The following is a 14631-nucleotide window of genomic DNA, read 5'->3' as shown; positions in this document are numbered from 1 at the left end:
AAAAAGCTATCTCATATGGATAGCTTTTCATTGATCATCTTAAAAAGTCGGTTAAGCTCGGCTGAATGATTCTTGCCCCTACACTTAGTGCTGCACGATGGATGCTTTCCTGGGTTGTAAGTTCAATAATGGCTTTTTCCATATCGATGTCTTCATTATCAGAAAGGATTCTTGTCGAGAAGACTTCCTGCTGTGAAAGCCTATCCTCCATCAGCTCGACCCGATTCTGTTTGGCACCAATTAATGCACGTGCAGACAAGAAATTATCTATGTTTTTATCAACACTTTCAAGCATATCCCCAACTGCAGGATCATTCGTTTCAAGTGCCGTGATTAGCTTTTGGATATCACCTTCATCGCTGAGCATGTCCCCAAACAAAGCTTTTCCTTCCGTATTGACAGGAATCTTGATGCCCGAGAAAACCTCCAGCTCGATGGTTCCGCTTTGAAAACCTGATTCAGATGGCCGCACATTTGTCTGATTGCCATTGAAAATATACTTTCCGCCAATTTGAGTATCGCCGAGATTCTGCAGATGCTCTTTAAGCTGTTTAATTTCTTCAGCAACAGCTTTTCGCTGGTCTCCCTCCAAAGTGCCATTGCTGGCTTGAAGTGTAAGTTCTCGAATTCTTTGCAATGCGAGAACGCCTTTATCCAAAGTATCATCCGTACTATCGACCCAGTTTCTCACTTCCCCAATATTGCGGGTATACTGCTGAATCCGGTTTAAGTCTGTACGATAGTTCATCCCCATCATCGCAGCAACCGGATCGTCCGATGGCTTGGTAAATTTCATTTGAGTCGAAACTTGATCCTGCAGCTTGTCCATTCTGCTGTAGCTGTTGCTTAAATTGCGTAGCATGTTATTCGAAAGCATTGATTGAGTTACGCGCACTTTATTTCACCCTTTATCTGCCTACAACGCCCATGCCGTTGATAATTTTATCGAGCATTTCATCGACCACTGTTATGTTACGGGCGGAGGCATTGTATGCATGTTGGAATTTAATCATATTGGTCATTTCTTCATCTAATGAGACTGCACTGACGGATTGCCTGTTCCGGTCTACTGAATCCGCAAGTACGGCAGAGTTTTTTAAATCCTTCTGAGCACTTTGAGAGTCTACTCCTAACCGCCCGATAATCCCTGAATAATAGGAATCAAGGCTTCCGTTCAGCTTTGATTTTTCATCATCAGACAAGGAAGTATAATCGCTAAAGCTTTTCTTTCTTAAATCAGCCAGCAGCTGAGCATTGTGGTTATCTCCAGAAGCACCGCCTTTTCCGGCTGCTGCTGCAATTTTAGATGAGTCATCCAGTAGTTCTTGATTCACTTTAATGCTTTGTGCAGGATTATCCTCATCAAACTGGAAGAAGTCCAAACCTGAGATTGTGTCCGCACCGAGAGCATACCCGTTTTTATGAATCTCATTGAATTCCTTAGCAAAAGCAGCTGTCATTCTATTCAGCTTCTCCAGCATTTCAGGATAAGCACCCTTAGTGGAACCATCCGCTTCATACCCATAGCTGTTAATTAAGCCGGATAGTTCACCTGATAAAGTCTCAAATTGCATAATGGATGCGGATCCAAACTTTAATCCTGTTACGAGTCCGCTCTCTTCGCTTTTTTCGAGCTCCACCTTGTTTGTGCCAACGATGCCGCTCTCTTTTGTAGCAGATATGAGGTTAATAGGCGGATTATAGGACTTTCCATCCTTTTGGACAATCTCGATATTATAAAGGCCCGCTGCCATCGGTTTGGCATCTCCATATGTATTTGGGACCACACTGGTCACTTTTACGTTAACCAATTGTGAAAGGCTGTCTACCAATAAATCCCGTTCGTCATAAAGGTCATTTGGGAGGTACCCGTGCGGCTCAACAGAGGCAATCTGCTTATTCAAATGATCAATCTGCGCGACGATCGCGTTAATTTCATCTACCTTCACATCAACCTGATTGCCAATATCCCCTTGGACCCGCGACAGGGAATTATAGTAATAGTTCAGTGTATCCGCAACCATTTGTCCTGTAGCCGCCACAACATCCCGAGCACCGGTATTTTCGGTGTGGCTTGATAAATCCTGCAGGGCGTTCCAGAACTTTTCCAGGGTACTGTGCAAACCATTCTCTGACGGCTCATTCATGATTTCTTCCATCTTCGTAAGGGATTCGCTCATAGCACCATAATAGCCCATTTTTGTGTTTTCGGTTCTATATTGCAGGTCTAAAAATGATTCTCTAATTCTCTGGACTGTTCCCGCTTCAACACCCGTTCCCATTTGTCCGGGTATCTGCGGACGGTTCATCCCAACTCCTGGATAAGGCTCGGTTTGCGCGAAATTAATCCTCTGCCTGGTGTATCCCGGCGTATTAGCATTTGAAATATTATGACCTGTTGTATATAAAGCACTTTGCTGGGTGAACATGCCACGGCGGGCTGTTTCAAGTCCCATGAAAGTTGAACGCATGTTTGTTCCTCCGTTCTGCTACACTTTCGAGTTGAAAATTCCTGGATTCATCTTTCCAGATTTCTTTTTGGCAGGCGGGCCGTAGTTCATCGTTTCAGGCTGCGGCCTTAAAAAATTCATAGATACATTTACAAACTGAAGGGAATGATGAACAAGCTGCTGGTTTAGGAAATTCTGCTCTTTCAGTTCATATACCAACTCAGCAAGCTCCTTCGTGATGGCCTCCAGCTTGAGGCGATCAGGCTGCGTGAGGATATTTAAACAATCTGATACTGTAGGGCTTTCCAGCATAGGCACGATCGATATTGCTGCCTTTTCCCGCTCATTTTCCAATCGGCCAATAGCCGCAATATGAGCCTGCTCATCCTTCAGCATCTGATTCAGGCCGTCCATGTCGCCGGTCTTAATAATGTCTGTCTTTTTAACAGCGACTTCATATAGGCTTTTATGAAGCTTTAGCAGTTTTTCCATCGTTGCAGTAAGTGCTTCGGCTGACATGCCATTCCCTCCTCATTATTTTTTCGTATAAAAATTAGCGATGCTTTTCGCCACTTCTTTTGGATTAATTTTATAAGTACCGTTGTCTACCTGAATTTTAAGCTCTTCTACTTTTGCTTTACGATTTTCGCTTAGCTGTGAAACCTGCTGCATTTCCTTTGCAGTAGTGCTGATTTCGATTTTATCTGATGCCGCTCTGGCTGTTTTGCCTGTATTTTCATGCTTGTTCATTTGGCGTTTGTATGGGTTCACGCCTGAAGGACCAAAGTTATTGATTTTCATGTGTACCCCTCACTTTCTTTCCGGTCGATTTAACCTAATTCTATTATCGGCTATAAGTGCAGTTTCTTTAAATGTTAATTTAACTTTGGCAAAAAATACATCTATAAGCCTATAGAAAAAGCTATGTGACTGAGTCACATAGCTTAGAAACGTCTATTGATTTTTTCATTGACGGCAAAATAAGTGCCATATTTTTCTCGTTGAGCTGCTTCTTTTCGTCGTTCTTCCTCAGAGGTAAACTGCTGGAGATCTTTTCTCAGCTCTCCTGCACAGCTCCTGCAGACCTTGCCTTCCCGAATGCTGACCCCGCATTTTTCACAAGGGTAACCCAGGTTCGGAAATTGAGCCAGCTTCAATTTTCCAGTACGGATAAACTTTAAAATTAAATCTTCCTCTACCCCGGTTGCTTCAACAACCTGAATGATGGTTGCAGTCCGATTCTCCCTCTTACGGATAAACTGATAAACCGTCTCATAAGCCTTCTCTTCTTCCTTCCAGCACTCCTGGCATACATCGCGGAACTGGTTTTTGACAAAGATGGCACCACATTTCGGGCAGTTCGATAACTCAGCCATATGATTCTTCCTCTCTCAGTTTGTAATGAAACTATTATAGCTTGAAGAATAGGATAATTATAGAAAAATATTATTCGAAATACAGCTGGCTGCTGGCTGTTTCTATGAATCGGGATTCGGGGACGGTTGGGTTTTGCTCAAGCTGTATTTGCAGAGTATCAAGCATCTTCGCCAATTCAGCTCGCGGTCCCTCTTCAATAATAAATTGAAAGCCATAATTAGTCAGAGTATCCGATATTTCATCTTTTCGGACAATCGTCCCGGTAAAGGATAGGACCTCTCCTAATAGCCTGGTTTCAATTAATAGAATGATATCCTTTCTCACAGGGAGTTTCATTTTTGATACAAATTTTACTCCGCCTGCACTCATATCTTCAATCAAGATTTTGGTACTGCCCATTTTGACAGGCTTGCTGTTAAGCTCTAAGATGGTCATTTCTGCTTCCAGCGGATAGGGAAACTCGATCCGGACATACTTCCGCAAACCTTTGAACACATTGTCTTCCTTTACATTTTGCGGCTTCAAGGTGCCAATTAACAGTTTCTGCTCAAAGACTGAAGGCGGAACCGGCTTGCTGAAAAGATACCCCTGTATTTGGTCACATTCATTTTTTCTTAAGGAATAGAACTGTTCAAAGGTCTCTACGCCTTCTGCTACCACCTTCATATTCAGTCCATGGGCCAGCCGGATCAGATTTGCTGTAATGATGGCATCCTCCGCATTTGTATCCATTGCCTGGATAAAGGTTTTATCGATCTTCAGAATATCGAATTTATATTTTTTTAACTGGGTAATAGAAGAATAGCCGGTCCCAAAGTCATCCAGTGCAATTTTCACTCCCAATTCACCCAATTCTTTAAGCACTGCAATCACGTTCTCGGAATAGTTGATTAGGGAAGATTCCGTCAATTCTATCTCTAACAGTGCCGCATCCAGATGGTTTTCTTCCAGCGCTTCCATAATTGTCGGAACAAGACTATTTTTCAAAAAGCTCAGCGGAGAGATATTTACGGATATCGGAACAACGGTAAAACCTTTTTCTTTCCAGGAGTATAGCTGCCTGCATACCTTCCTAATTACGTACTCACCTATATTAATAATTAATCCGGATTCCTCAGCTACCGGTATAAATTCCAGCGGGGAAACTCTGCCCCATTCAGGATGATTCCACCTTAATAAAGCTTCGGCACTTACTATTTTCCCGGTCTTCGTATCTACTCTTGGCTGGTATTCAAGAAAAAACTCATCATGTTGAATTGCTTTTCTCATATCCTGTTCCAGGGTAAATAGCTTATAAGATTCAATATCCATGGAGGGATGGTAAACCTGAAATCTATTATTCCCCTTCTGCTTGGCATGGTACAGGGAAGATTCCGTATTTCTGATCAATTCATCAGCTGTGATCCCATTATCCGGATATAAACTTATGCCTATAGATGGGGTAATATTAAGCTCAAAGCTGTCGATAAGAAATGATTCAGAAAAAATTTGATTAATGGTATCTGCTAATTTTGCAGGATCCTCTTTTTCCTGGATATATTCCATAATAACCGCAAATTGATCACCGGAAATTCTTGCTGAAAAACAGACTGAATTTAGCTTCTCCTTAATCCTTTGTGCAGCAAGCCTAAGCAGTTCATCTCCTGAAGAGTGTCCAAATGTATCATTAATCTGCTTTAATCGCTCCAGATCAAAAAACAAGACGGCGAAATTCTGCTGTGAATCTTCTTCAATAAGGTCTTGGAGTTTCTGATCAAAGTACCGGCGGTTCGGCAGATCGGTCAAATGATCATAAAAAGCCATACGCCTCATTCTCTTTTCAAGCCATTTTTGTTCTGTTATATCTGTTACAAATCCATCAACCCGGATAAGCTCACCTTTATCATTCAGGTACGGAATACCGTGATCATTAACCCATCTAACCTCACCGGATTTATGTACAATCCGATATTGATAGCGGATGCTATTCCCATTCAGTATTTTCACCCGTTCTGCTTCTACCTCCTGCAGATCATCCGGATGAATCACATTGTTCCACAAATCGAAATCGGCAATGAACTCCTCGGCAGAATAGCCGAAAATCCCTTCCACTCCCCTCGAGAAATGAATAACCTTCTTCTCAATTAAATCTGCAGAATATATGCCCACTTCTAGATTTTCATATATTTGCCCAATTCGCCGCTCGTTTTCATAGAGCTTTTCTTCCATGAGCCGTTTTTCAGTTATATCCTGAATCGTTGCAATGATTTTAGCTGATCCGCTTTCTTCCGCAAAATAATTCGCACGATGGTGAATATACCGCTCCTCTCCATCCTGCCTGGTTATCCGGCATATCAGATCCACACTGTCCTTTTCCTTTAACAGTCTATTAAACTGAATTTCAAAAGCCGGGCGATCCTCCTGATGAAGGTAACCCAAATACATTTTATAATCTGGAAAAAAGTCCTTTTGGGGCTTTAGGCCAAAAATTCGAAACAGCTGATCAGACCAAAACCCTTTATCGTTTTCCACATCGTATTCCAGGCTTCCAATGTTAGCGATCATCTGAGCCTGGTTGAGATTATTTTTTATTTTAGTCAATTCCATTTGCTGGATGTAATAGTCATTCATATCCTTTGTTTTGATATCATTTTCCTTCGAGTTTACTTCGTCCACTTCAAAACATCCTTTCCCAACAAAAAGGCAACTGAAAAAGTTATTTCTGTGTCGCCACGGCAGATACCCTGCTTTAAGACAGCAGCTGGTGTCTTACACATCTATAAAATTTGCCTGGACTAGAATATTTTAACATAGGAGTATTTTCCTAATAACTATCAAATTCAAAATATTAATTTGTAATTTTCCCCAAACATTATCCTCTTGCCAATGTAAATGAACGAACTGATGCAGCTCCTCTATCTTTCAAAACTTTCGCTGCATGATATAAAGTTGATCCGGTTGTATATATATCATCAATTAAAAGGATCACCTTGTTTTCAATATCTGCATTAAGAGGCTGGAAGACCTGGCTGTGATGAATCCGCTCCTGACGCGATTTCTTGGACTGCTTTTCAGAATGTACCCTCTGAAGCATTTCTGTCGCTGTAAAGCCTGCTTCATGAATGAGTGCAGCAGACTGATTAAAGCCTCGTTCATAAAGCCTTTCAGGACTTAGAGGAATGGGGACGAGATAGTCGAATTCCAGAGTTTTCAGCTTTTCTCTTATGAATGCTGAGAAAACTCTCGCTAAAATATAATCGCCCCGGAATTTATAACGGGCTATTGTTTCTTTCAAAAAGTCATCGTATAGGAAGAGAGAATCGTTTTTCACAAGCAGCCCTGACCATTCTGTATCCCGGTTCCACCCTAGACAATCTGCGCATAGATTCCCTTTTCGAAATTGAGGATCTAAGGTACTGAAAGGACGGCTGCATTTATGGCATGTCTCGCCGATGATAAATGGGAGTTTATCCGTGCATCCCTGGCATAAGTAATTCTCTTTTGGTCGCGACCAGAGAGTCGACCAGCTGACAGCAGTATGAATTTCTTCATGGCATATTAAACATTTAATTGTCGATCAGTCCTTTCTTCTTGGCTTCAGTGTTCATTTTGAGAATTTGTTTTTGAGCTTTGACCATGCTTTCGGTTTTGCCGTAGTGGAAAAAGGTGATATCTCCACTAGGGAATTGAGCGCTTCTGCCAACCCTGCCAGCTATTTGAACAAGAGCGCTTTCTGTAAAAATGCGGTCTTCTGCTCCGAGTACTGCTACATCAATATTAGGGAAGGTAACCCCTCTTTCCAGGATGGTCGTTGTTAAAAGCATGGGGATTTCCTTATTGCGCATCATTTGAACTTTGTCTTTTCGGTCAGGGTCTTCTGCGTGGACAGCTTGGATTTTAGGATAGGTTTTACGAAGGATGGTGAGGACTTTTTCCATTTTATCGATTTTCGGAAGGAAGAGCAGGCACTGCTTCTGGTTATCGAGCCTTTTCTTGATCCATTGGCTAACTGCCGACGGGAGTTTGTCTTTCCTTAGGGATTTCTCCCAATTTCCACACCATTTGAAAGACGGTACAGGCAATGGATGACGATGATATCTAGCCGGGATAGTTACAAAGTTTCTTTTTCCGCTCCGGCATTCCTTTTGCCATTTTTGATTAGGCGTCGCAGTTAGATAAATCATCGAGGAGTTCTCTTTGCGGGACTGGCGGACGGCATATTGGAGGCTCTCATCAGCAGTGTAAGGAAAAGCGTCGACTTCATCCAGGATCACGGTGTCAAAAGCCTTGTAAAAACGGAGAAGCTGATGGGTGGTGGCGATGGTTATGGGGGCCTGGAGGTGGCGGTCTTCACTGCCGCCGTATAGGACAGCAATCGTGATGCCAGGAAAGACTCCCTTAAGCCGCGGACCAAGCTCCAAAACAACATCTGTTCTTGGAGTGGCAATGCTCACTCTTTTACCGGAGGCAAGCGCAGCATTGATTCCTTCGAACAGAACTTCTGTTTTTCCTGCACCGCAGACAGCCCAAACTAGGAGCTCCTTATTTTCGATTAAAGCCTTCTTTACCTGAACGGAGGCAATCTGCTGCCCTGGTGAAAGGGTCCCTGCCCATACCAGAGGATTCTCAGTTAGCTCCCAGTCAGGCTCAGGTCCGCACCATCCGATGAGAGGAGTGCATTCACTGACCCGCCCCATCATGATACATTTCCGGCAGTAGGTACATTCTTTCTCACCGCATCTGGCACAGGTAAAACTTGCGAACAATGAACGATCTTTATTGCCGCACCTGGCACAAGCTTTTTTGTTTTTGATTTTAGTAATTCCTTTTCGGTAATTAATGCAGCCATTTTCATAATGCTGATGGAGTTCTTCGATTGAATGCGGAAGGTTCTCGAATAGAAGCTGTTTTCCATAGAGGAGTTGCTGTAGTTCTCTGTTGAATGGATAAATTTCGTTTAGTGGTGACCCCTGAATGGTTTCAATAGAGGGTATCGGGAAGCTTTCCGTGGGAAAATCTTGTAAATAAGGGGTCATTTTAGGAGTAAATCTCAATTAGTTCACCTCTGGACTAAATAATTTGTCTGTCTATTTGCAAGTATTACGGTTTTATTTGCAAATTTTCGAATCTATTTGCAGATTTAGGCTCTCTATTTGCAAAACCAATTATTCTATTTGCAGGTATCCTGAATCTATTTGCAAACCCCTACATACACATCACCCCTTCCAAAAAAATCTGCGCCATCCCAAAGAATGGCGCACAAAAACAAACTTTACTTCTTCACCCAGCCAAACCCCATCGCACCTTCACCCAAATGGGTTCCAATGACCGGACCAAAGTAGCTGATCATAAATTCAACATTTGGATACTCCGACTCAAGCTCAGCTTTCCACTCGCGCGCCTCTTCTTCTCGATTAGCATGGATAATTACCGCCTGATACGGCTCCCCGCTTTTCACATCGTCCCAAAACAAATCAACCATCCGCTTCATCGCTTTTTTACGGGTGCGAATTTTTTCAAACGGAACAATTTTCTTATCCTCAAAATGAAGCAGCGGCTTCACCTGGAGCAGGCTGCCAATCAATGCCTGTGCGCTGGACAAGCGGCCCCCGCGCTGAAGATGTGATAAATCATCTACCATGAAATAAGCGCGAATGCTCTTCTTCATCTCCTCAAGACGTTCCACGATTTCCTGTGGCCCCTTACCGGAAGCAGCAAGTTCAGCCGCTTCAATGACATAAAAGCCCTGCACCATACAGCTGATTTCGGAATCAAACGGGAAAACCTGAATCTCCTCAACCATGCTGCCAGCAGTAACTGCCCCCTGAAACGTGCCGCTGATGCCGCTCGACAGATGAATCGAGATTACTGCATCATACTCTTTCGATAATTTCTCAAACAGCTCGGCAAACTCGCCCACCGGGGGCTGAGAAGTCTTCGGAAGCTCTTTATGCTTCACTTCTTCATAAAAGTCTGATGCCGTAATTGCCACTTCTTCCTGGTAGGTTTCGCTGCCGAAAATCACACTCAGCGGAATCATATGTATATTTAACTTTTCTCTTAAATCCTTGGGAATATATGCTGTACTATCCGTTACAACAGCCGTTTTCATAAATAGAGTTACCATCCTTATATTTTTTCTCTACTGTATGTTCATGTTCCATTTTAAATGAAAGCGATGGAAAATGCATTAAGTTTAGCAAGCAGGATAAGTGCTCCATTGTGCCCATGTTGTAAAACTGGTATATATTCACATTCAAACAAGGATGTTGTATATGGTAAAATTCCTTTTGCGTCTTCATTTCGTAAAGGAGCTGTAACAATTGAAAAACAACACTTCTTTTACAAGCAAGCCCAACTCCAGTAAATATAATCTTGATACACTTCACCACATACTTAATAGCGAGTTAAGCAAATACAAAATTATTAAAGTTCCAAACATAAACCACTCCCTTAGCGGAACAGAACTTGCTTCTTGGCTCATCGACAGCGCATCCCCACAAGAACTTGAGGAGCTTGTTCTAATGGTCAATCATGCTAAAAAGAGGTCTTCCGATACAAAGACCATCTTTCAAATTGCGGCTGCTGCTCTGATAAAATAAAAAAGCACGCAATGGCGTTAAAACCATCTGCGTGCTTTTCGACAAAATTCGGGTGGTGCCTGTCACCTATCTCACTTCAACCCAGCCATTCTTAATCGCTACTACTACGGCTTGTGTACGGTCATTTACATTCATCTTCTGCAGAATGTTGCTGACATGGTTCTTAACCGTTTTTTCACTGATATAAAGAGCCTCGCCAATTCCACGGTTGCTTTTTCCATCAGCAAGCAGCTGAAGGACTTCGCATTCACGGCGTGTCAGCAGGTGAAGCGGACGTCGGATTTCGATTTGTGATGAGTAGCCGCTGCTGCTTCCTGCGCCAACAGCTGATAAGCGGCGGTATTCGTTAACAAGATTATGCGTAACCTTCGGATGCAGGTAGGACCCTCCATCAGCCACAACTTTTACTGCCTCAACTAATGCATCAGCATCCATTTCTTTCAGCAGGTATCCGCTGGCACCTGTTTTCAGCGCATGTGTAACGTAATTCTCATCATCATGGATGGAAAGGATGATGACCTTTGAATCAGGATGCTTTTCAATTAATTGGCGAGTTGCTTCCACACCATTCACATTAGGCATGTTAATGTCCATGATGACAACATCAGGATTATAATCTTCCACCAATGAGATAGCTTCAGCCCCATCATCACCTTCTGCTACTACATCAAATGATCTTTCAAAATCTAAGATGCGTTTTACCCCTTCTCTGAACAATTGATGGTCATCAATTATGACAATCTTTGTAGTCAATTGCTTCGCCTCCCAAATTCTCCGGTTAAATGTTTTCTCTATTTATAATTTCTACAAGTTCAAAGGTACCTGGATAATGACAACCGTGCCTTTTCCCGGCTTGGAATCGATGGAAAGCTGCCCCTCAAGAAGCTCAACTCTCTCTCTCATCCCAATAATCCCAAAGGACTCAGTCTTTCTTTCCCGGATATCAAATCCTCTGCCGTTATCTTTGATGATAACGGCTACCCTTGCCTTATTAATCTCCAATTTCACAATAATCTCGGCGGCCTCTGAATGCTTCAGTGCATTTGTAACAGATTCCTGAATCAGCCTGAAAAGTGCGACCTCATACTGGGCTGGAAGCCTCTTTTCTTCTCCAAGATTGGAAAACCTGATTTTGACAGTGCTGTGATATTCTTCGATTGTCTGCAGGTATTTTTTGAGGGTAGGCACTAATCCCAAATCATCAAGTGCCATTGGACGCAAGTCATAAATGATCCTCCGCACCTCGTACAAGGCACTTCTGACCATTTTTTTGAGGCTTTTGATTTCTGTGATTGCCTCATCCCCGCCCCTTTCTTTATATACCCGTTCAATCAAATCGGATCTCATCATGACATTGGCCATCATTTGTGCTGGACCATCATGGATTTCCCTGGATAGCCTTTTTCGTTCTTCTTCCTGAGCCTCAATTATTTTCAAGCCAAATTCCTGCTTGATCCTTGCATCTTCTATAATTTCACCCATTTGCTTCAGGTCACTTGTGAGATAGCTCATTACTACAGAAATCTGTGAAACAAGCGCTTCTGCTCTCTCGATTGTTTCACCAACACCGAGCAGCCTTCTCTCAATATCATCTCTGCGATCACGCAGCTGTTTTTCCAGCTGCCGGTTCATAGACAAATCCATTTGCAGCTGGTGTGCCTTCTCGTAGGCATCCCGAACCTCAGATTCGGTATAGTTCTTGAAATGCATGCTGACTTCTGATAAACGCTTGCGGGCAAACTTAGTTTGAACCTCCAGTTTGTCACCTTCATCAATCGTCTTTATCACCATTTGCTTAACTTCTCTTAGCTCTTCAGTAAGGGTTTCATAGTCTCTGCGGCATTGCTCGCCGATTCTGAATATCTCATCCTTACTCGTCCCTACAGTGTCTACCATCTTTTGCAAAATAAGATCAAGGGTTTTAGTATCAAACTTCTTAATATTCATATGGAACCTCCAAATGGAAGCAAGTCCTCCAGCATCTATTATATCTGCCATATATTGTAGCTTGTAATAGGAAAGGATACTATATGGGCATCATGAAAATCATGCCAAAAAGGCAAAAAATCGATAAAAAGACTCAATCTTGTTTTTCTCACCCATGTCTTATATCCTATATATATTGATGGTAAACCTTTTTCCTATATTATATCCGGCAGTAATTCATTAAAGAGAATTCCCTATGAGAATATTTCCTATTATACCATCTCTAAAAGTTACCTATATTAAAGTTTCATTACAATCACTTGAAATCTAAATTTATCGATTATTGTCGTTTTATAATGAAACATGTATTTCTCTTCATAATGTAATTGAAAGGAGCTGCAGAAGTGCTGCCCCGTTATTTAACAGTCAAAAGTACAGGTGAACATGAGATCATTATTCAAAAATCAAGGTTCATTGCTCATATAGCACGAACAGAAACTGAAGCGGAAGCCCAAAATTTCCTTCAGGAAATCAAAAAAAAGCATTGGAACGCCACTCATAATTGCTCCGCCTATTTAATTGGCGAAAATGATCAGATTCAAAAAGCAAATGATGATGGGGAACCCAGCGGGACAGCAGGTGTTCCCATATTGGAAGTTTTGAAAAAAAAACAGCTTAAAGATACAGCTGTTGTCATAACCAGATACTTCGGCGGAATAAAATTAGGTGCAGGCGGCCTGATCCGCGCTTATGGAAAAGCAGCTTCCGATGGAATTAATGCTGTCGGGATCGTTGAAAGAAAACTGATGCGCATCATGCATGCAAAAGCAGATTATACATGGCTCGGAAAGCTAGAAAACGAACTTCGGTCTTCCATTTATACACTTAAGGAAATTCTATACTTAGATCGGGTTGAAATACTGACCTATGTGGAAGAAGGCCAAACAGAAAGTTTTTCTGAATGGATCACTGAATTAACCAATGGCCAGGCGGAAATTTCGCAGGGAGAACTGCTATATTTAGAAGAGGAAAAATAATATTCTCAACACTTATTTACGAAGGAATAAAAATTCGGTAAAATATACTATTGCATGAAATATAATTCCTTTCCAAACCAATGATAAAGTAGGGATATAATGTCTGTTTCGAGATCAAGAAAACGAAAGATTAGAAGAAAACGCTTCTGGCGTGTCATAGTACTTGCCCTCTTTCTGACGATTATTGGCGGAGGGACATTCCTGGCATACGATCTTATCTATAGTGCCAATAAAGCAACAAGTGAAATATATCAGGAGCTGGACAGTAATAAAGTTGAAAATCACCGGACCGAGGAAGTGGAAATCTCCAAGGATCCTTTTAATATTCTTTTAGTGGGGATTGAAGATCAGGAAGGCGGCGAAAGATCCGATGTCTTGATGCTCGTCACCGTAAATCCTCAAACTGAAGAAGTAAAAATGCTGAGTATCCCGCGGGACACAAGAACTTACGTGCCGGAAGTCGGATATAATACAAAAATCACCCATTCCTACAGCAACGGAGGCATCGAGTCAACAATTACTACAGTGAATGAACTGCTCGATGTTCCAATTGATTATTATATTACAACAAACTTTGATGGCTTTGAGGATATTGTCGATACGTTAGGCGGAATTGATGTCGATGTTCCATTTACCTTCAAAGCACAGCTGACCGATAGCTTAAAATGGAAGACTTTTCGCGAAGGCAATATGGAGCTTAACGGGAATGAAGCTCTGGCATATGTAAGAATGAGAAAAACAGATCCAAAAGGCGACATGGGAAGAAATGAACGCCAGCAGCAGGTGATTAAAGCCATTGTCAATAAAGGAACATCTTTCAGTACGATTACAAAGATCGACGATATCATGGGGGACTTAGGGGCAAATGTGAAAACAAACATCCCGCCTTCTAAATTTGCAAGTTTCGTCAAGCTTTATTCTAAAATCAAAAATACAAACATCGAGAATCTAACCTTAAAAGGCTATGATGAATATATTGATGATGTATATTATTACATTCCTGACGAAGATTCCATTTCTGAACTAAGCTATGAACTCAATGAAACTCTGGGCAACAGTACAGATAGCTACACAGCTGAGGAAGAATCATGGCAAACCGACCAGCAGGAAGATGAGTATTAAATATTGACAGAAGAGTACACTCAATGTGTACTCTTCTTTTTTTACCATTATTTTCTACAGGTATTTTGGACTATCTTTTCTACATACGGGTTGGAAGAATTGACAATTTTCGCTAGAATAGGTAAAGAACCCAAAATT

The 14631-nt window shown here is 41.9% G+C and carries 14 protein-coding genes and 1 pseudogene; 3 read left to right on the top strand and 12 right to left on the bottom strand.

Annotated features, from left to right (window positions below; translation table 11 throughout):
• Positions 1-34 precede the first annotated feature (34 nt).
• The 10 genes and pseudogenes from flgL to JI665_RS13655 all read right to left on the bottom strand — a co-directional run bounded on the left by flgL (position 35) and on the right by JI665_RS13655 (position 9918).
• A complete protein-coding gene (gene flgL, locus JI665_RS13695) occupies positions 35-895 on the bottom strand; it encodes a flagellar hook-associated protein FlgL (protein WP_206840079.1) in 861 nt (286 codons plus the stop codon).
• 13 nt (positions 896-908) lie between these two features.
• Complete coding sequence (gene flgK, locus JI665_RS13690; RefSeq protein WP_206840078.1) at positions 909-2471, bottom strand: flagellar hook-associated protein FlgK; 1563 nt, start codon at positions 2469-2471, stop codon at positions 909-911.
• An 18-nt stretch (positions 2472-2489) separates the two neighbouring features.
• The gene (locus JI665_RS13685; protein ID WP_206840077.1) at positions 2490-2969 is read right to left on the bottom strand and encodes a flagellar protein FlgN; all 480 of its coding nucleotides are present in this window, start codon (positions 2967-2969) and stop codon (positions 2490-2492) included.
• 15 nt (positions 2970-2984) lie between these two features.
• On the bottom strand, positions 2985-3251 hold the full coding sequence (gene flgM / locus JI665_RS13680; RefSeq protein ID WP_206840076.1) for a flagellar biosynthesis anti-sigma factor FlgM: 267 nt from the start codon (positions 3249-3251) through the stop codon (positions 2985-2987).
• A 143-nt stretch (positions 3252-3394) separates the two neighbouring features.
• Entirely contained in the window at positions 3395-3826 is a 432-nt protein-coding gene (locus tag JI665_RS13675; protein WP_206840075.1) for a TIGR03826 family flagellar region protein, read from the bottom strand.
• Between the two features lie 70 nt (positions 3827-3896).
• Complete coding sequence (locus JI665_RS13670; protein ID WP_206840074.1) at positions 3897-6482, bottom strand: EAL domain-containing protein; 2586 nt, start codon at positions 6480-6482, stop codon at positions 3897-3899.
• Between the two features lie 196 nt (positions 6483-6678).
• On the bottom strand, positions 6679-7137 hold the full coding sequence (locus JI665_RS13665) for a ComF family protein (protein ID WP_312886201.1): 459 nt from the start codon (positions 7135-7137) through the stop codon (positions 6679-6681).
• A 48-nt stretch (positions 7138-7185) separates the two neighbouring features.
• Positions 7186-7365, bottom strand: a pseudogene (locus tag JI665_RS29130) (double zinc ribbon domain-containing protein); the annotation flags it as partial.
• A 7-nt stretch (positions 7366-7372) separates the two neighbouring features.
• Positions 7373-8842, bottom strand: coding sequence for a DEAD/DEAH box helicase (locus JI665_RS13660; RefSeq protein WP_206840430.1), 1470 nt, complete (start codon positions 8840-8842; stop codon positions 7373-7375).
• Positions 8843-9078: 236 nt separating this feature from the next.
• Complete coding sequence (locus JI665_RS13655; RefSeq protein WP_206840073.1) at positions 9079-9918, bottom strand: DegV family protein; 840 nt, start codon at positions 9916-9918, stop codon at positions 9079-9081.
• Positions 9919-10129: 211 nt separating this feature from the next.
• Between JI665_RS13655 and JI665_RS13650 the strand changes: the two genes are divergently transcribed.
• The gene (locus tag JI665_RS13650) at positions 10130-10408 is read left to right on the top strand and encodes a hypothetical protein (protein ID WP_206840072.1); all 279 of its coding nucleotides are present in this window, start codon (positions 10130-10132) and stop codon (positions 10406-10408) included.
• A 66-nt stretch (positions 10409-10474) separates the two neighbouring features.
• On the opposite strand, the gene JI665_RS13645 is transcribed toward JI665_RS13650, so the two are convergent.
• Positions 10475-11161 carry a response regulator gene (locus JI665_RS13645; RefSeq protein ID WP_206840070.1) on the bottom strand — a complete coding sequence of 229 codons (687 nt, stop codon included), beginning with the start codon at positions 11159-11161 and terminating at the stop codon, positions 10475-10477.
• 51 nt (positions 11162-11212) lie between these two features.
• Positions 11213-12355, bottom strand: coding sequence for a sensor histidine kinase (locus JI665_RS13640; protein WP_206840068.1), 1143 nt, complete (start codon positions 12353-12355; stop codon positions 11213-11215).
• A gap of 383 nt (positions 12356-12738) precedes the next feature.
• Between JI665_RS13640 and JI665_RS13635 the strand changes: the two genes are divergently transcribed.
• Positions 12739-13371 (top strand): YigZ family protein, encoded by a 633-nt coding sequence (locus JI665_RS13635; RefSeq protein WP_206840066.1) that lies wholly within the window; start codon positions 12739-12741, stop codon positions 13369-13371.
• A 99-nt stretch (positions 13372-13470) separates the two neighbouring features.
• The gene (locus tag JI665_RS13630) at positions 13471-14493 is read left to right on the top strand and encodes an LCP family protein (RefSeq protein WP_206840064.1); all 1023 of its coding nucleotides are present in this window, start codon (positions 13471-13473) and stop codon (positions 14491-14493) included.
• The last annotated feature ends 138 nt before the right edge of the window (positions 14494-14631 follow it).

It is taken from the genome of Bacillus sp. NTK034 (assembly GCF_017303275.1).
Taxonomy (GTDB): Bacteria; Bacillota; Bacilli; order Bacillales; family Cytobacillaceae; genus Cytobacillus.
This window is presented reverse-complemented; position numbering and strand designations above follow the sequence as displayed.

Excerpts from the sequence above, each read along its gene's own strand:
- JI665_RS13685 (WP_206840077.1), bottom strand. The coding sequence starts at position 2,969 with ATGTCAGCCGAAGCACTTACTGCAACGATGGAAAAACTGCTAAAGCTT.
- JI665_RS13675 (WP_206840075.1), bottom strand. The coding sequence starts at position 3,826 with ATGGCTGAGTTATCGAACTGCCCGAAATGTGGTGCCATCTTTGTCAAA.
- flgM (WP_206840076.1), bottom strand. The coding sequence starts at position 3,251 with ATGAAAATCAATAACTTTGGTCCTTCAGGCGTGAACCCATACAAACGC.
- JI665_RS13640 (WP_206840068.1), bottom strand. The coding sequence starts at position 12,355 with ATGAATATTAAGAAGTTTGATACTAAAACCCTTGATCTTATTTTGCAA.
- JI665_RS13655 (WP_206840073.1), bottom strand. The coding sequence starts at position 9,918 with ATGAAAACGGCTGTTGTAACGGATAGTACAGCATATATTCCCAAGGAT.
- flgK (WP_206840078.1), bottom strand. The coding sequence starts at position 2,471 with ATGCGTTCAACTTTCATGGGACTTGAAACAGCCCGCCGTGGCATGTTC.
- JI665_RS13660 (WP_206840430.1), bottom strand. The coding sequence starts at position 8,842 with ATGACCCCTTATTTACAAGATTTTCCCACGGAAAGCTTCCCGATACCC.
- JI665_RS13630 (WP_206840064.1), top strand. The coding sequence starts at position 13,471 with ATGTCTGTTTCGAGATCAAGAAAACGAAAGATTAGAAGAAAACGCTTC.